This window comes from Microbacterium aurantiacum (assembly GCF_031625015.1).
GTDB lineage: Bacteria > Actinomycetota > Actinomycetes > Actinomycetales > Microbacteriaceae > Microbacterium > Microbacterium aurantiacum.
The window spans coordinates 187417-203291 of sequence record NZ_JAHWXH010000002.1 but is presented as its reverse complement, the minus strand read 5'-3'; the positions used below and the strand labels follow the sequence as shown (position 1 = coordinate 203291).

General features: G+C 70.6%; 15 protein-coding genes and 1 pseudogene. 6 read left to right on the top strand and 10 right to left on the bottom strand.

Annotated features, from left to right (window positions below; translation table 11 throughout):
- Positions 1 to 19 precede the first annotated feature (19 nt).
- Positions 20 to 613 carry a histidine phosphatase family protein gene (locus tag KZC50_RS10615; RefSeq protein WP_310891676.1) on the top strand — a complete coding sequence of 198 codons (594 nt, stop codon included), beginning with the start codon at positions 20 to 22 and terminating at the stop codon, positions 611 to 613.
- Here the strand turns inward: KZC50_RS10615 and KZC50_RS10610 are convergent.
- Genes KZC50_RS10610 through KZC50_RS10590 form a run of 5 tightly spaced genes read right to left on the bottom strand, consistent with a single transcriptional unit; the run spans position 598 to position 6692 of the window.
- Positions 598 to 1422, bottom strand: a complete 825-nt coding sequence (locus tag KZC50_RS10610; protein ID WP_053547372.1) for an HpcH/HpaI aldolase/citrate lyase family protein — start codon at positions 1420 to 1422, stop codon at positions 598 to 600. The genes KZC50_RS10615 and KZC50_RS10610 overlap by 16 nt on opposite strands.
- Entirely contained in the window at positions 1419 to 1928 is a 510-nt protein-coding gene (locus tag KZC50_RS10605; RefSeq protein WP_310891675.1) for a MaoC family dehydratase, read from the bottom strand. Before KZC50_RS10605 ends, KZC50_RS10610 begins: the two co-directional genes overlap by 4 nt.
- A 19-nt stretch (positions 1929 to 1947) precedes the next feature.
- The gene (locus KZC50_RS10600) at positions 1948 to 3114 is read right to left on the bottom strand and encodes an acyl-CoA dehydrogenase family protein (protein WP_310891674.1); all 1167 of its coding nucleotides are present in this window, start codon (positions 3112 to 3114) and stop codon (positions 1948 to 1950) included.
- Positions 3115 to 3129: 15 nt separating this feature from the next.
- On the bottom strand, positions 3130 to 5082 hold the full coding sequence (locus KZC50_RS10595; RefSeq protein ID WP_310891673.1) for an ATP-binding protein: 1953 nt from the start codon (positions 5080 to 5082) through the stop codon (positions 3130 to 3132).
- A gap of 5 nt (positions 5083 to 5087) precedes the next feature.
- Entirely contained in the window at positions 5088 to 6692 is a 1605-nt protein-coding gene (locus tag KZC50_RS10590) for a carboxyl transferase domain-containing protein (protein ID WP_310891672.1), read from the bottom strand.
- A gap of 104 nt (positions 6693 to 6796) precedes the next feature.
- Here KZC50_RS10590 and KZC50_RS10585 point away from each other — a divergent pair, with 104 nt between their 5' ends.
- The 3 genes and pseudogenes from KZC50_RS10585 (at position 6797) to KZC50_RS10575 (ending at position 9216) form a co-directional block, all read left to right on the top strand.
- Positions 6797 to 7411, top strand: coding sequence for an SACE_7040 family transcriptional regulator (locus KZC50_RS10585; protein WP_301132379.1), 615 nt, complete (start codon positions 6797 to 6799; stop codon positions 7409 to 7411).
- Positions 7412 to 7423: 12 nt separating this feature from the next.
- Complete coding sequence (locus KZC50_RS10580; RefSeq protein WP_310891671.1) at positions 7424 to 7849, top strand: alkaline phosphatase family protein; 426 nt, start codon at positions 7424 to 7426, stop codon at positions 7847 to 7849.
- A pseudogene (locus KZC50_RS10575) lies at positions 7849 to 9216 on the top strand (alkaline phosphatase family protein). Before KZC50_RS10580 ends, KZC50_RS10575 begins: the two are co-directional and overlap by 1 nt.
- Positions 9217 to 9221: 5 nt before the next feature.
- Here KZC50_RS10575 and KZC50_RS10570 read toward each other — a convergent pair.
- The 3 genes from KZC50_RS10570 to pdhA are packed head-to-tail and all read right to left on the bottom strand — an operon-like array spanning position 9222 to position 12717.
- Entirely contained in the window at positions 9222 to 10583 is a 1362-nt protein-coding gene (locus KZC50_RS10570; protein WP_310891670.1) for a dihydrolipoamide acetyltransferase family protein, read from the bottom strand.
- Entirely contained in the window at positions 10580 to 11593 is a 1014-nt protein-coding gene (locus KZC50_RS10565) for an alpha-ketoacid dehydrogenase subunit beta (protein WP_236968466.1), read from the bottom strand. Before KZC50_RS10565 ends, KZC50_RS10570 begins: the two co-directional genes overlap by 4 nt.
- Positions 11590 to 12717, bottom strand: coding sequence for a pyruvate dehydrogenase (acetyl-transferring) E1 component subunit alpha (gene pdhA, locus KZC50_RS10560; RefSeq protein WP_310891669.1), 1128 nt, complete (start codon positions 12715 to 12717; stop codon positions 11590 to 11592). The genes KZC50_RS10565 and pdhA overlap by 4 nt, the downstream gene beginning before the upstream one ends.
- Positions 12718 to 12883: 166 nt before the next feature.
- On the opposite strand from pdhA, the gene KZC50_RS10555 reads away from it, so the two are divergent.
- Positions 12884 to 13357 (top strand): Lrp/AsnC family transcriptional regulator, encoded by a 474-nt coding sequence (locus tag KZC50_RS10555; RefSeq protein ID WP_053547363.1) that lies wholly within the window; start codon positions 12884 to 12886, stop codon positions 13355 to 13357.
- Here the strand turns inward: KZC50_RS10555 and KZC50_RS10550 are convergent.
- On the bottom strand, positions 13329 to 14327 hold the full coding sequence (locus KZC50_RS10550) for an EamA family transporter (RefSeq protein WP_310891668.1): 999 nt from the start codon (positions 14325 to 14327) through the stop codon (positions 13329 to 13331). The two genes, KZC50_RS10555 and KZC50_RS10550, sit on opposite strands and share 29 nt — an antisense overlap.
- Before the next feature lie 72 nt (positions 14328 to 14399).
- On the opposite strand from KZC50_RS10550, the gene KZC50_RS10545 reads away from it, so the two are divergent.
- Complete coding sequence (locus KZC50_RS10545; protein ID WP_310891667.1) at positions 14400 to 14954, top strand: CGNR zinc finger domain-containing protein; 555 nt, start codon at positions 14400 to 14402, stop codon at positions 14952 to 14954.
- Here KZC50_RS10545 and KZC50_RS10540 read toward each other — a convergent pair.
- Positions 14914 to 15813, bottom strand: a complete 900-nt coding sequence (locus KZC50_RS10540; protein ID WP_310891666.1) for an alpha/beta fold hydrolase — start codon at positions 15811 to 15813, stop codon at positions 14914 to 14916. The genes KZC50_RS10545 and KZC50_RS10540 overlap by 41 nt on opposite strands.
- Positions 15814 to 15875: the final 62 nt, after the last annotated feature.

Sequence of the window (15875 nt, the reverse complement as noted above, 5' to 3'; positions counted from 1 at the left end):
CACGTCGTAGGCTCGTCCCGTGACGCACCTGACGATGATCCGGCACGGCCAGACGGACTGGAACCGGGATCTGCGCATCCAGGGTTCCACCGACATCCCCCTCAACGACACCGGCCGCGCCCAGGCCCGCGAGGCCGCTCAGGCCCTCGCGCTGCGCCCCGAGGCGCCCACACGTGTGGTCTCGAGCGACCTGTCCCGTGCGCGTGAGACCGCAGAGATCATCGCCGAGATCCTCGACCTCGAGACTCCCCGCGTGTATCCCGCACTCCGGGAACGCGCCTACGGCGAGGCCGAGGGTCTGGAGACCGCGGAGTTCTTCCAGCGGTTCGGCGACTGGCACACCGCGGAGGTCCCCGGCGCCGAGCCCTGGCCGGAGCTGCGCGCGCGGGCCCTCGGTGGGCTCGCCGAGGCGGTGGCGGACATCCGCCGCGACACCGCGCCGGCACCGGCGTCACTCATCGTCGTCAGCCACGGAGCACTCATCCGCGAACTCCTGCGGCACGCCACGGCGGGCGCGTTCCCGCCGCCGGGCCAGCGACTGCCCAACGCCTCCGCCTACGACCTGCGGTACGAGCGCGAGCGACTCAGCCTGCTCTCCTACGCCGGCGCCTGAGCGTCCCCCGCCCGCGCGAGCACCGCGCGGGCGTGCCGGAGCACCGGCTCGTCCACCATGCGACCCTCGAACGTGAAGACGCCGCTGTTTCCGGCCGCGGAGGCCAGGACGCCGCGCGCCCACCGCAGGGTCGCGGCATCCGGTCGATACGCCTCGCGGATCACGGGGACCTGCGACGGATGGATGCACGCGGTCGCGGCGAATCCGGAGGCCGCGGCATCCGCCGCCTCGCGCGCCAGACCTTTCGCGTCGCCGATGTCCAGGTGGACGGCGTCGACGGCGGCGACTCCCGCCGCTCCCGCGGCCAGCAGCACGCGGGAGCGGGCGTAGCGGGCGATGTCGCGGTAGCGCCCGTTGGGCTTCCTGCTGGATGTGCCCCCGAGCGAGGCGACGAGATCCTCCGCGCCCCACATCAGCGCCTCCACCCGCGGGAGCTCGGCGATGCGATCCGCACGCGCCACCCCCCGCGCCGTTTCGCACAGCGCGATGAGTCGGAATCGGGGGTCGATCCTGGCCAGCCGCTTGGGCGATTCCGCCTTCGCGACCATGATCCGCCGGAAATCGGTCTGCGACAGGGTCGCCATGTCGGCCACGAAGTCCGCGGACCCGACCGGGTTGACCCGGACGATCACGCGTTCCGGATCGACGTCGGCCTCGATGAGGGCGCCACGGGCGTCCGCCTTCGCCTGCGGCGCAACCGCGTCCTCGAGGTCGAGGATGACGGCGTCGGCACGGGCGAGCGCGGTGCGGAATCGGTCGGGGCGGTCCGCGGGGCAGAACAGGAGCGCGGGGCCGAGGGCGAAGGTCATGGTGTCTCCGTCGGAAGGGTCGTGGGCGTCGCATCGGCAGCGGTCGGGCGACACCACATCAGTGCGACCCGTGTCGCCGTCGCGACCACCTCATCGTCCTGGTTCCGGCCCACGTGCGCCAGCGTCACCACCCCCTGACCGGGGCGCGACGCCGACAGCCTGCTGTCGACGACGCGCGTTTCGCAATAGAGCGTGTCCCCCGCGAACAGCGGCGCGGGGAAGGTCACGTCGGAGAGTCCGAGCTGTGCCACGAGGGTGCCCTGGGTGATCTGGGCGACCGAGGCCCCGACCATCGTCGCGAGCGTCCACATCGAGTTCATCAGACGTCGACCATAGGGCTGCGTCGCCGAGAACGCCGCGTCCAGATGGAGGGCCTGCGTGTTCATCGTCAACGCCGAGAACAGGACGTTGTCGGCCTCGGTGGCCGTTCGCCCCGGCCGGTGGAGGAACACCGCGCCGACCGGCAGTTCCTCGACGTAGCGTCCGCGTTCGACGATCGGCTCCATCCCGCTCACGCTACCGCGCTCACACCAGACCGAGCGAACGCGCGATCACGAGGAGCTGGACCTCGGTCGTCCCCTCGCCGATCTCGAGGATCTTGGAATCGCGGTAGTGACGCGCCACGGCGAACTCGTTCATGAACCCGTTGCCCCCGAAGACCTGGGTGGCATCGCGGGCGTTGTCCATGGCCGCGTCGCTCGCGGTGAGCTTCGCGATGGCCGCTTCGGTCTTGAACGGCCGTCCCGCGTCGCGCAGCCGGGCGGCGTGGTGCCACGCCAGCCGGGCGTTGTGCACACGCAGCTGCATCCTCGCGAGGAGGAACTGCATGCTCTGGCGGCTCGACAGGGGCGAGCCGAAGACGTTCCGGGACCGGGAGTACTCCACCGCGGCCTCCAGGCACCCTTCCGCGGCACCGGTCGCGAGCGCGGCGATCGCGATGCGCCCCTCGTCGAGGATGTGCAGGAACGCGGCGAATCCTCGCCCGCGCTCGCCGAGCAGGTGATCCTCCGGCACGCGCACGTCGTCGAACGCGAGGGGGTGGGTGTCCGAGGCGTGCCACCCGACCTTGTCGTAGGCCGGCAGCACGTGGAAGCCCGGAGTACCGGAGGGGACGATGATCGTGGAGATCTCCTTCTTCCCCTGGCTCTCGCCCGTGACGGCGGTGACCGTCACGAAGCGGGTGATGTCCGTGCCGGAGTTGGTGATGAACTGCTTCGAGCCGTTGACGACCCAGGCGCCGTCATCCAGACGCGCCGTGGTGCGGGTGGCGCCGGCATCGGAGCCCGCCTCCGGTTCGGTGAGCCCGAAGCCGGCGAGCGCGCGGCCGGCGACGAGGTCGGGCAGCCACCGCTCGCGTTGCTCGGCGGTACCGAAGCGGAAGATCGGCATGGCGCCGAGGCTGACGGCGGCCTCAAGCGTGATCGCCATCGACTGATCCACGCGCCCCAGCGCCTCCACGGCCAAGCAGAGGGAGAAGTAGTCGCCACCCTGCCCGCCGACCTCCTCCGGGAAGGGCAGTCCGAAGAGCCCCAGCTCCCCCATCTGCGCCACGACGTCAAGCGGGAGGGTGCGAGTGCGATCGGCCTCGTACGACCGCGGAGCGACGACGTCGTCGGCGAAGGAGCGCAGCATTCCGGAGAGCTCGCGCTCTTCGTCGGTCAGCGTGGGGTCGATCAGGGTGTTCTCGGACATGGTTCTCCTCGGTTCTCAGTCCTCCGGGGATGCCCCGTCGGCGTTCCGGACGATGGCGATGGTCTGGTCTCGTCGCACCTGGTCGCCGACCGCGACCTTCAGGTGCACGGTGCCCGCGTGCGGGGCGAGGACGGGGTGCTCCATCTTCATGGCCTCGATCGTCACGATCCGCTCCCCCTCCTCCACCGGGTCGCCCTGGGTGACATGGACGGCGGTCACGGCGCCGGGCATCGGCGCGCCCACCTCGGGAGAGGAGGCGTTCGCCGCCTTCCCCCTCCGCGCGAGGCCGACGAACGTCGCCTCGCGGCGGGTGAGCGGACGCAGACGCTGCGCGCCGGAGCGTGTATGGACCCACACCGCGCCGTCGGAGTCGACCGCCGCGGGCCCGACGCCGGGTTCCCGCTCGTCCTCCCCACCCTCGATCCTGACCTCGTGCACCGCATCGTCATCGCCCAGGAAGGCCACGGTGCGCGCGGGGCGGGGTCCCGCGGCGCGCCAGCCCGACCCCGATCGCCACAGGTCCGACGCGTGCACGGCATCCGCATGCCGCGCGGGGCCGTCCGGGAGCGCCCCGGCCGCAGCACGGAGGATCGCGGGCGTCACGGGCGCGGGAGACGGCGCGGGGAGGCGGTCGATCAGGGCGGTGTCGATGCGACCGGCCCGCACCTCCGGATCGTTCAGCAGCGAGCGGAGGAACGCGATGTTCGTGTCGAGGCCGAGAACCACCGTGTCGGCGAGCGCGGCGTCGAGAGCGGAGAGCGCCGCGTCCCGGTCGTCACCGGAGGCGATCACCTTCGCGATCATGGGGTCGTAGTAGGAGGTGACGACCGATCCGGTCTCCACCGCGGCATCCGTCCGTACGCCCGGGGCAGGACGCCACTCCAGGACGTCGCCGGTGGCGGGCAGGAACCCGCGCGCCGGGGTCTCCGCGTAGACGCGTGCCTCGATCGCATGGCCGCGGATGCCGAGATCGGGCTGACGGAGGGTCAGGTCCTCTCCCGCGGCGATCCGGATCTGCTGCTCGACGAGGTCGACGCCGGTCACGATCTCCGTGACGGGATGCTCGACCTGCAGACGCGTGTTCATCTCGATGAAGAAGAAGTCCTCGGTGCTGTCTCCGGCGACGAGGAACTCGACCGTTCCCGCTCCGCGGTAGTCGACGGAGGCGGCGGCCGCGCAGGCCGCCTTCCCCAGGAGCTGGCGCGTGGCGGCATCCACGACGGCGGACGGTGCTTCCTCGATCACCTTCTGGTGCCGCCGCTGCAGCGTGCACTCCCGCTCACCGAGGTGGATGATGTTCCCGGCCTCGTCGGCGAGGACCTGCACCTCGATGTGGCGTGGACGTTCGACGAGTCGCTCCACGAGGAGCGTGTCGTCTCCGAACGCCGACCGGGCCACGCGGCGCGCCGTCTCCACCGCCGTCGCCAGTTCGTCGACGGCCCGGACGATCTGCATCCCCTTCCCCCCGCCGCCGGCGGAGGGCTTCACCAGCAGGGGGAAGCCGGTGGCGACCGCGGCCTCCGCGAGGGCGGCGTCGTCCATCCCGATCGCGCTGAACCCCGGGACCACCGGCACCCCGTGCGCGGCCACGTGCTCCTTCGCGCGGATCTTGTCCCCCATCAGCTCGAGCGCACGGATGCCGGGACCGATGAAGACCAGCCCTTCGTCCGCGCACGCCCGTGCGAAGGCGACGTTCTCCGAGAGGAAGCCGTATCCGGGATGCACAGCCCGGGCGCCGGTCTCCCGCGCCGCGGCGAGGAGGGCGGGGACGGACAGGTATGACTCCACCGCCGCGGCCGGGCCGATCCGGACCGCGCGGTCGGCTTCGCGCACGTGGGGGGCACCGGCATCCGCGTCGCTGTAGACGGCGACGGAGCGGATGCCCAGGGCGCGGAGCGTGCGGATGACACGCCGGGCGATCTCGCCGCGGTTGGCGACGAGGACGGTGTCGAAGAGCGGGACGGTCATGGAGGTCACATCCGGAAGAGGCCGAACCGCGGCTCGGGGAGAGGGGTGCGAGAGACGACGTCGAGGGCGAGGCCGAGGACGTCACGGGTCTGCACCGGGTCGACGATGCCGTCATCCCACAGGCGCGCGCTGGCGTAGACCGGGTCGCCCTGGCGTTCGTACTGCTCTCGGATCGGCGCCTCGAAATCGCTCCTGGTCGCGGCGTCGAAGACCTCGCCGCGAGCGGCCAGCTGGTCCGCCTTGACGGTGGCGAGGACCGAGGCGGCCTGGGCACCGCCCATCACCGATATCCGGCTTCCCGGCCAGGTCCAGAGGAACCGCGGTCCATACGCACGGCCGCACATCGCGTAGTTGCCCGCACCGAAGGAACCGCCGATGATCACCGTGAGTTTCGGGACGCGGGTCGTGGCGACGGCGGTCACCATCTTCGCGCCGTCCTTCGCGATCCCGCCGGCCTCCGCGTCGCGTCCCACCATGAAGCCGGAGATGTTCTGCAGGAACAGCAGCGGTATGCCGCGCTGGTCGCACAGCTCGATGAAGTGCGCCCCCTTCTGCGCCGACTCGCTGAAGAGCACGCCGTTGTTGGCGATGATCCCGATCGGGTGCCCGTGCAGACGGGCGAAGCCGGTGACGAGGGTCTCGCCGTACGACCGTTTGAACTCGTGGAAGTCGCTTCCGTCGACGAGGCGCGCGATGACCTCCCGGACGTCGTATGGCTGGTTGACGTCGACCGGCACGACCCCGTAGAGCTCGTCGGGGTCGGCTAGGGGTGGCCGGGTCGGCGCGATCTCCCACGCGGGCGACGGTGGCGGCGGGAGGGTCGCGACGATGTCCCGCACGATCTCGAGCGCGTGCTCGTCGTTCTCCGCGAGATGATCGACGACGCCGGATCGCCGGGCGTGCAGTTCGCCGCCGCCGAGGTCCTCCGCGCTGACGTCCTCGCCGATCGCGGCCTTCACCAGAGGAGGACCGCCGAGGAAGATCGTCCCCTGCCCGCGAACGATCACCGTCTCGTCGCTCATCGCGGGGACGTACGCGCCGCCCGCGGTGCAGGATCCCAGAACCGCGGCGATCTGCGCGATGCCGGCCGCCGACATCCGCGCCTGCTGGTAGAAGATGCGCCCGAAGTGATCCCGGTCCGGGAAGACCTCGTCCTGCTGTGGGAGGAAAGCACCCCCGGAGTCGACGAGGTACACGCACGGCAGCCCGTTCTCCGCGGCGATCTCCTGGGCGCGCAGGTGCTTCTTCACCGTGAGGGGGAAGTAGGTTCCGCCCTTCACGGTCGCGTCGTTGCAGATGACCATGACGTGGCGCCCGTGGATGAGACCGATCCCCGCGATCACCCCGGCTCCGGGGGCCTGTCCGTCGTACACGCCCTCCGCCGCGAGCGGCGCGACCTCGAGGAACGGGCTGCCCTCGTCCAGGAGCCGGTCCACCCGATCGCGGGGCAAGAGCTTGCCGCGCGAGCGATGACGTTCCCGCGCGCTCTCGGTGCCGCCGCGGGCGATGCGGGACAACCGCTCGCGCAACGCGGCGGCGAGTGCCGACTGACCATCGTGCGCGTCCGCGAACGCCTCATCCCGATCGACTGCGCTCTGCACGACGCTCATGTCATCTCCGTCGACGTCACGATCCGGTCACATCCGTTGTCCGGACGTGACGAGTTTGGTTAGTGTTCATTAACCGAGTCTTAGGTTAGCGAGGATTAACTGAGATGACAAGACCCCCCACCGAGCGCGGACGGGCCAAGGCGGATCGGCACGACGCGCTGCTCCGCGAAGCCGCACGCCTGTTCGCCGAGCGCGGCTTCCACGGGGTCAGCCTCGAAGACATCGGCGCAGCGGTCGGGGTGAGCGGACCCGCGGTCTACCGGCATTTCGCCGGAAAACAGGCCCTCCTGGGCGCACTGCTCACCGCGGTGAGCGAACGCCTCCTCTCCGGCGGTTCCGCCGTGGTGGCCGCAACGGACGACCCGCGGGAGCAGCTACGCGGTCTCGTCAGCTTCCATGTCGACTTCGCGCTCGCGGACAGCGACGTCATCCGGGTGCAGGATCGCGATCTGGCGAGCCTCGGCGACGGGGATCGTCGCACGGTTCGGCGGCTCCAGCGCGAGTACGCCGAACTGTGGGTCGGCGCACTCGCCGCGGACGCCCCGGATGCCGACCCCGACGAACTCCGTACGCGCGCGTACGCCTGCTTCGGCCTGATCAATTCCACGCCGCACAGCGTCCGCCGCCGAGCCGGCCGACCGTCGGATGCCGCGGTGCGCCGCCTCCTCGCCGACATGGCCCTCGCCGCCCTGGGCATCGGGGATCGCGGGGTGCCATAATCGGCCCCGATCATGAAGAAGAAGCCGCGCTCGACGCCTCACTCCGTCTCGTCCGACCCTCCCTCCGAGGACACGAGGACATCACGGCGTGACTTCCTCACGCTCGGCGGCATCGCGGCAGCCGGCGTGGTCGCGGCCGGAGGCGGCGGGGCCGCGGTCGGGGCGACGATCGGGCACCGCATCGGCTACGAAGAGGGATCGACCGATTTCGGTGCTGTTCCGCCGCGAAGCGCACCCGGGTTCGACCACGTCGTGGTCCTCATGGGCGAGAACCGCTCCTTCGACAACATGCTCGGCTGGCTGTACACCCCCGAGACCCTCCCGGCCGGACAGCGCTTCGACGGTCTCGCGTTCGGCGACTACGCCAACACGACCTCCGACGGCGAGCGCATCCCCGCGCACGTGTACGACGGTCCGACGGTCCGACGGACGAGCTGATGGGTCGCCCGAACCCGGACCCCGGCGAGGAGTTCCCTCACGTCAACACGCAGCTGTTCGACCGCGTGGAGCCGGCCGGGAACGCCACCGTGGGCGTCGGGGCGATGACGGCACCGTTCAACGCCCCTCCGCCCGGGACCACGCCGACGATGTCGGGGTTCGTCCGCGACTACGAGAACAACGTCCGCGAACTCCGCGGCGGCGCGAAGCCCGAGCCGGGAGAGGTCCGCCACATCATGGGCGGATTCTCGCCGCAGCAGCTTCCCGTGCTGTCCGAGCTCGCGCGCGAGTTCGCTGTGTTCGACGCGTGGTTTGCCGCCGTCCCCTCCCAGACCTACTGCAACCGGTCGTTCTTCCACGCCTCCACCTCGCACGGCTACGTGTCGAACAAGCACGGCGGCGGCTACGAGAAATGGTTGGAGGCGGAGCCCGCCCCCACCATCTTCAACCGTCTGGAAGAGGCGGGGATCTCGTGGAAGATCTACTTCGACGAGCAGCAGTTGGTGTCGCTGACCGGCATCATGCACGCGCCGGTCCTGCAGCAGTTCTGGCGGACGAACCGCTTCGGGCACATGGAGGAGTTCTACGCGGAGGCGGAGGCCGGGACCCTCCCCGCGTACGCGTTCATCGAGCCGCGGCTCGTGTACAACCACAACGACTTCCACCCCCCGTTCGGGGTCCTCCGCGCGAGCGAGGTCGACGGCGACGAGATCGTGGACTCGGCCGTCTCCGACGTCCGCGCGGGCGAGAAGCTCGTCGCCGACATCTAGGACGCGGTCCGCACCAGCGCGACGCCGGGCGGATCCAACGCGATGAACACCCTCCTGCTCATCACCTTCGACGAGCACGGCGGCACGTACGACCACGTTCCTCCCCCGGCCGCCACTCCCCCGGTGGCCGATGCCGAGCCGGGAGAGATGGGCTTCACCTTCGACCGATTGGGATGCCGCGTTCCCGCGATCGCCGTGTCGGCCTACACACGAGCGGGCACGATCCTGCACGACGAGATGCATCACGGCGCTGTCATCGCGACGCTGTCCCGCCTGCATGGGCTGCGCCCGCTGACGAGGCGGGACGCCGAGGCGAACGACCTGTTCGCCGTGGTGAACCTCGACACACCCCGGCCGGCGTCGCAATGGCCCCGCGTGCACCCCATGTACGTGCCCGCCAACCCGCACGAGGACGACCTCGACGATCTCGCGGAGGGCAAGCACAAGGACAAGCCGATCAGCAATCCGGGACGAGGTCTGCTCGGGCTTCTTCTGGCCCGCTATGCGCCGGGCACTCCCGAGCCCGAGACGTACGCGGATGCGTTCCACACCCTCCGCACGCACGGGCTCGGGCTCTTCTACCCGAAGATCCGCTGACCCCGTCAGGCGAGCATCAGTCCTCGGGCGGGATCGCGCAGCAGGTCTCCGACGAACGCGAGGAATCGCGCGCCCTGCTCGCCGTCCACGAGCCGATGGTCGAACGACAGCGCGAGTGTCGTCACCTGGCGGAGTGCCACCTCTCCCCGGTGCTCCCACGGCTGGCGGCGCACCGCGCCGAGCGCGAGGATCCCGGCCTCACCGGGGTTGAGGATCGGGGTTCCGGCGTCGATGCCGAACACCCCGACGTTCGTGATGGAGAAGGTGCCGCCGGTCAGCGCACCGGGCGCGGTGCGACCTGAGCGGGCGGTGTCGGCGAGGTCGCGGATCGCCCGCGACAGCTCGATGACCGACATCCGCTCGGCGTCGGCGACATGGGGCACGAGCAGTCCTCGGGGCGTCGCAGCGGCGATCCCCAGGTTGACGTAGTGGTGCTGGATGATCTCTCCGGCGTCCTGTTCCCATCGCGCGTTCAGTTCCGGGTGCCGGCGGAGGGCGAGACACACGGCCTTCGACACGACGGCGAGGATGCCGATCTTCTCCTCGCCCAGCTCGCGGTCCTCCCGCAGGCGCGCGAGGAGGTCCATCGTCTCGGTGACATCCACGGTGAGGAAGGTCGTCACGTGCGGCGCGGTGAAGGCGCTGCGCACCATCGCCTCCGCCGTGTGCTTGCGCACACCGCGGATGGGCATTCGCGTCGTGCGTGCGCCCCCGTCGGGAGCGGAGAGCGCGACGGCGGACACCGCATCGCCCCGGCGGCTCGGCGCCACCGTCTCCGCATACGCCTCGACATCCTCGCGCGTGATGATGCCCGTGACGCCGGAGGCTTCGACGAGTGAAAGGTCCACGCCCAGCCGCTTCGCGAGCGCCCGGACGGGGGGCGTCGAGCGCGGGCGCTCCCGGCCGGGCTCCTCCGCGGGCTCGGGACGGGGTCGGGCATCGTGGGGAGCAGCCTCCAGAACGGCGGTGTCGACGTCGCTCCTCCGCGCCCCATGCGTGCGCGCGCGACGCCGTGGCGGCCCGGCGCGGCGCGCCGCGGCGCCGTAGCCGACCAGGTTGGGGCCCGACTCCTCCTCACCCGGCGCCTCCGACGCGGATGCGGAACCGGGGGCGTCGGCGGAGGCCTCAGCGGCGATCTCGAAGGAGATCAGCGGGGCGCCGACGTCGACGACCTCGCCCGCGGCGGCATGGAGCGAGCGGACGACACCGGCGTGCGGCGAGGGGATCTCCACGATCGCCTTCGCGGTCTCGACCTCGGCGATCGTCTGGTTGAGGACGACGGCGTCCCCCTCGGCGACATGCCACTGGACGATCTCCGCTTCGGGAAGACCTTCTCCGAGGTCGGGCAGAAGGAACCGCTCGATCACGACCCCACCACCTCCGATCGACTGTTCGGGCGGTCCAGGACGCGGTCGACCGCGTCGAGGATCCGGTCGAGGTCGGGAATGTGATGCTTCTCGAGCTTGGCCGGCGGGTACGGGATGTCGTGACCGGTGACGCGTACGGGCGGCGCCTCGAGATAGTGGAAACACCGCTCGGTGAGACTCGCGATCACCTCCGCCCCGACACCGGCCTCGCGGGCCGCCTCGTGCGCGATGACCACGCGGCCGGTCTTGCGCACCGACGCCTCCAGCGTCCGGTAGTCCACCGGAGACAGCGAGCGCAGATCGATGACCTCGATCGAGATCCCCTCCGCCTCCGCCGCATCAGCGGCATCCACGGCGGTGCGGACCATCGCGCCGTATGCGAGCAGCGTCACGTCCCGGCCCTCCCGCACGACGCGTGCGAGCCCGAGCGGCGCGGCATCCGCCAGATCCGTCGAGAGATCGACCTCGCCTTTGAGGTGGTAGAGCCGCTTGGGCTCGAAGTAGACGACCGGGTCATCGGAGGCGATCGCCTGACGAAGCGACACATACGCATCCTGCGGATCGGAGACCGCGACGACCCGCAGTCCCGAGGTGTGCACGAAGTACGCCTCGGGGGACTCCGAGTGGTGTTCGGCGGCTCCGACGCCACCGGCCCACGGGATGCGGATCGTGATCGGCATCCGCACGGCGCCCCGCGTGCGATAGTGCAGCTTCGCGACCTGGCAGACGATCTGGTCGAACGCCGGGTAGACGAAGCCGTCGAATTGGATCTCGACGACGGGGCGGAAGCCCCGGAAGGCCAAGCCGACGGCCGTGCCCATGATGCCCGATTCCGCGAGCGGGGTGTCGATCACCCGCTGCGCACCGAATTCGGCCTGAAGACCGTCGGTGACGCGGAAGACGCCGCCGAGGGAACCGACGTCCTCCCCCATCACGAGGACCTTCGGGTCATCCGCCATCGCACGGCGCAATCCCGCCGTGATCGCCTTCGCCATGGTCAGCTCGGTCATGCCTCCTCCTCCGCCGCGAAGCCGTCGAGGTAGGCGGCGAACCAGCCACGCTGTTCATCGAGACCGGTGTGCGGCTCGGCGTAGACGTGGTCGAACACCTCCAGGGGGTCGGGGGTGCGCGCCCCGAGCGTGGCGGCGCGCACCGCCGCGCCCAGGATGTCCGCGTCCGCGTCGACGGACCGGCTGAAGGCGTCGTCGAGCTCTCCCTGGCCGCGCAGGAACGCCTCGAGCCGGTCGATCGGATCGCGACGACGCCAGCGCTCCACCTCCGCCTCGTCGCGATACCTCGTGGGGTCATCCGACGTCGTGTGCGGCCCCATGCGGTAGGTCACGGCCTCGATGTAGGCGGGCCCCTGACCTGTCCGCGCCCGGTGCGTGGCCCACCGCATCGCCGCGAGACACGCCAGCACGTCGTTGCCGTCGACCCGGAGGCTCGGGATGCCGAATCCGGGTGCACGCCCCGCGATCGGGTACGCGGCCTGGACGGAGACGGGTTCCGAGATCGCCCAATGATTGTTGGAGCAGACGAACACGACCGGCGCGGAGAACGACGATGCGAAGACCATCGCCTCGTTCACATCACCCTGGCTCGTCGCCCCGTCGCCGAAGTACGCCACCGAGACCTGATCGGCGCCGTCTCGCTGGATCCCCATCGCGTACCCGACGGCGTGCAGCGTCTGTGCGCCGATGATGATCTGCGACGTGGCGGTGTTGGTCGTGTAGGGGTCGTTCGCGGAGTGCGTCACGCCGCGCCACGCGAGGACGAAGTCCTGCGGCGCTGCACCCCGCACATGATGGACGCCGACCTCCCGGTAGCTGGGGAAGACGAAGTCGTCCGCGCGCAGAGCCCGTGCGGTACCGACCTGCACCGCCTCCTGACCGCGGCACGGCGCCCAGAGTCCGAGCTGCCCCTGGCGTTGCAGAGCGACGCCCTCCGTGTCGATCCGACGGACGAGGACCATGTCGCGATAGAGCCCCCGCAGGGTCTCGGCATCGACGTCGGCGACCCAGCGCTCCAGTTCCGGGTCCGTCACGCGGGTGCCGTCGGGGCCGATCAGGCGCGCGACATCATCGATGTCGGTCGCGATGTCGGCCGTGGGGTTCAGGGTGTGCGTCATCGTCATCCCTCCTCGGCCGGAGGACCTCGTGAGTCATCCGGCAGTGGCGTCGACCGGCGTCGTCGCCGGTCAGGGCCACGCTACGTCCAGACGTCACGACGCTCAACCATTCGGCATCCGATTGAGCATGATGCCCCACACACTCGCGAGATACCTGCTAATGTTCAGCACTATGAGTGGGCTGGATCACGTCGACCTCGAGCTTCTCGCCGCCTTGTCCGCCGATCACCGGGCCACGGTGGTCGCCCTGGCGGAGCGCCTCGGCCTTTCGCGCAACACCGTCCAGGCCCGCATGGCCCGCCTGGAGCGGACAGGGGTGTTCCTCTCGTTCGAGCGGGCGATCTCCGCCGAGGCTCTGGGGTTCCCCATCGAGGCGTTCATCAGCGTGACGGTGCGACAGGCGGACCTGCCGAGGATCACCGCGGAACTCGCGCGGGTTCCGGAGATCGTCCACGCCCACGGACTGTCCGGACCGGTCGACGTCCTGGTCCGCGTCGCCTGCCGCGACACACAGCACCTGTTCGACACCGACGCGCGCATCCTGGCGATCGACGGCGTGGAGCGCACCGAGACGTCGCTCGTGATGGGCGAGGTCATCGCCCATCGCGTCCTGCCCCTCATGGAGCTGGCACGACGGGAACGATAGCGGCCTCCCCCTTCGGCTCCGCGGCCGACTCCGCGTCGGCGCGGACGAGGACGACGCCGAGCAGGATGAGCGCTCCGCCGACGAACTGGACCGGGGCCGGCACCTCGGCGAGGAGGATCCATGCGAACCCGAGGGCGAACAGCACCTCGGACAGTCCGACGAACGACGCGACGCGCGACCCGATCCGCGGCACCGCCATCACCCCGAACGCGTAGCCGATGCTCGTTCCGGCAAGACCCACGAACAGCAGCGGCACGAACCACGGCACCTCCGCCCCGGCGAGGACCACCGTCACGGCGGGAGCATGCCACGGCATCACCCCCACCGCGAGGAGGAGCCCGATCACCGCGGCGCCGACGAACAGGCCACCCGAAGCCAACGCCAGCGGCGGCAGGGTGTCGCCCGTCCGCTCCGCGATGAGGAAGTACGCCATCACGCAGACCGCGGCGCCCAACGCGAGCAGCGTCCCGAGGAGGTCGAATCCGGCGCCGGAGATGTCGACGACCAGGACGAGCCCGGCCACCGCGACCACGGAGCCGACGAAGACGAGCCGGGAGGGGCGACGACGCGTGCGCACCCACACCAGCGCGACGAGCATCACCGGAGCGAGGTATTGGATCAGCAGCGCGACGGCCACGGGCATCCGCTGCATCGCCGCGAAGAAGAACAGCTGACAGCCCAGCACGGCCGTCAGGCCGAAGCCCACGATCAGACGCCCGTGCAGGCGGACGAATCCGCGCTGACGGCGGATCGCGATCCACAGCGCCGGCGACAGGACGAGACCCGCCAGCGCCATGCGCACGAGCAGAGCCGCGCCGAGCGACCAGCCTTCCTCCAGCAGGGGCTTGATGAAGGGTCCACTCGAAGAGAACGCGAGCGCCGATGCGACGGCCATGAACAGACCCGCCGTGCGGCGGGGAGCCCCGCGCTCCGGGGCGATGAGGGGGATGGGCGCGGTCGCGGCGGTCATGGGCATCCGACTGTCAGGGGCGAACTGTGTTTACACTCGTGACAGTAGGGGATGCCGAGGTCAGGAGTCAACGTGGTATTCATTCATGACACCAAGCGCACGCTGATGATGGTCGTCGACCTGGTGAACACCCTCCCGGACGGGGAACGAGAGGACGGGCTCGCGACGGTCGACGACCTCCGGGCCTTCCTCTCGCGGCATCCGTACAGCGGCGTCGTGCGGCTCGACGACGCAGAGCTCGCCGCGGTCCGGCACGTGCGCGCACGCCTGGACGCGCTCTGGGACGTGGACCGCGCCGGCGCGGTGCCGCTGGTCAACTCCATGCTCGAGGACGGCGGCGCCCTCCCCCGCCTGGTCATCCACGACGAGTACGACTGGCACATCCACGCGACCTCCGACGACTCCCCCCTCGACGTGCGGATGCTGGTGGAGTCGGCGATGGCGTTCGTCGACGTCATCCGCGCCGACGAATACGACCGCATCCGCCGATGCGACGCCGACGACTGCGACGCCGCATACGTGGACTACTCGAAGAACGGGTCCAAGCGCTACTGCGACACCGGCAACTGCGGCAACCGCATGAACGTCATCGCGTACCGCCGTCGGAGGGCGTCAGGAATCGGGTGACGGCCGCGGCCGCGACCCCCGGAGTCTCGTAGTGGATCAGGTGCCCGACGTCGGGGATCTCGACGAGCGCGGCATCCGGGAAGAGTGTCGCGAGATGGCGCTCGGCTTCGATCGGGGTGATGTCGTCCTCCTGCGCGGCGATCAGAAGGGTCGGCTGCGCGATGGCCGGTGCGAACTCGCGCACGTCGTGCGACACCGAGGCGACGAATGCGTCGTGCAGCACATCGCGATCGGCGAACTGGGAGAAGTACGTGTCGTGCTGGTCGTGGATGAAGCGACGCAGGTCGGCGTCGCGCGTCTTGGCCATCGACACGCTCATCACGCGGACGATCGCGCCGTTGCGCAGGAGCGCATCGCCGATCGGCTTCGGCAGACGCGCACCGCTCCAGTAGTAGAACACCGCGAGTCGGGTCAGGATGCCGCGCGGCCCCTCGAGGGCGGGGGCTCCGATCGGATTCACCAGGATGACGCGCGGCGTCTCGAGGCCGTCCGCGACGGCGGCCGCCACGACGATCGAACCGAACGAATGCCCGAGGATCACCGCCCCCGGCGCCACGGCAGCGGCGAACGCGCGCAACCACCCCGCATAGGTCGCCAGGTCATGGCGCACTCCGGGCAGCGGGGGCGTCTCGCCGAAGCCCGGAAGATCGGGCGAGATGATCCGGACTCCGTCGAGGTGCGCGACGACCGGCTCGAGACCGTGGTGCTCGCCGCGGAAGCCGTGCACCGCGACGATCGTCGTCGCCGCATCGGCGGGGCCGTAGACCCAGTACGCGGTGGCGCCCCCCTGCACCTCGATCTCGTGCCGCTCGACCGGAATCGCGTCGAGGAGCTCGGCGTAGGGGTTGGGTGCGGCCACTCCCCGAGTCTACGAGGCCGTGGCGCGCACCCCGCGTGAGCCCGATCGCGTCGATGTGCAGG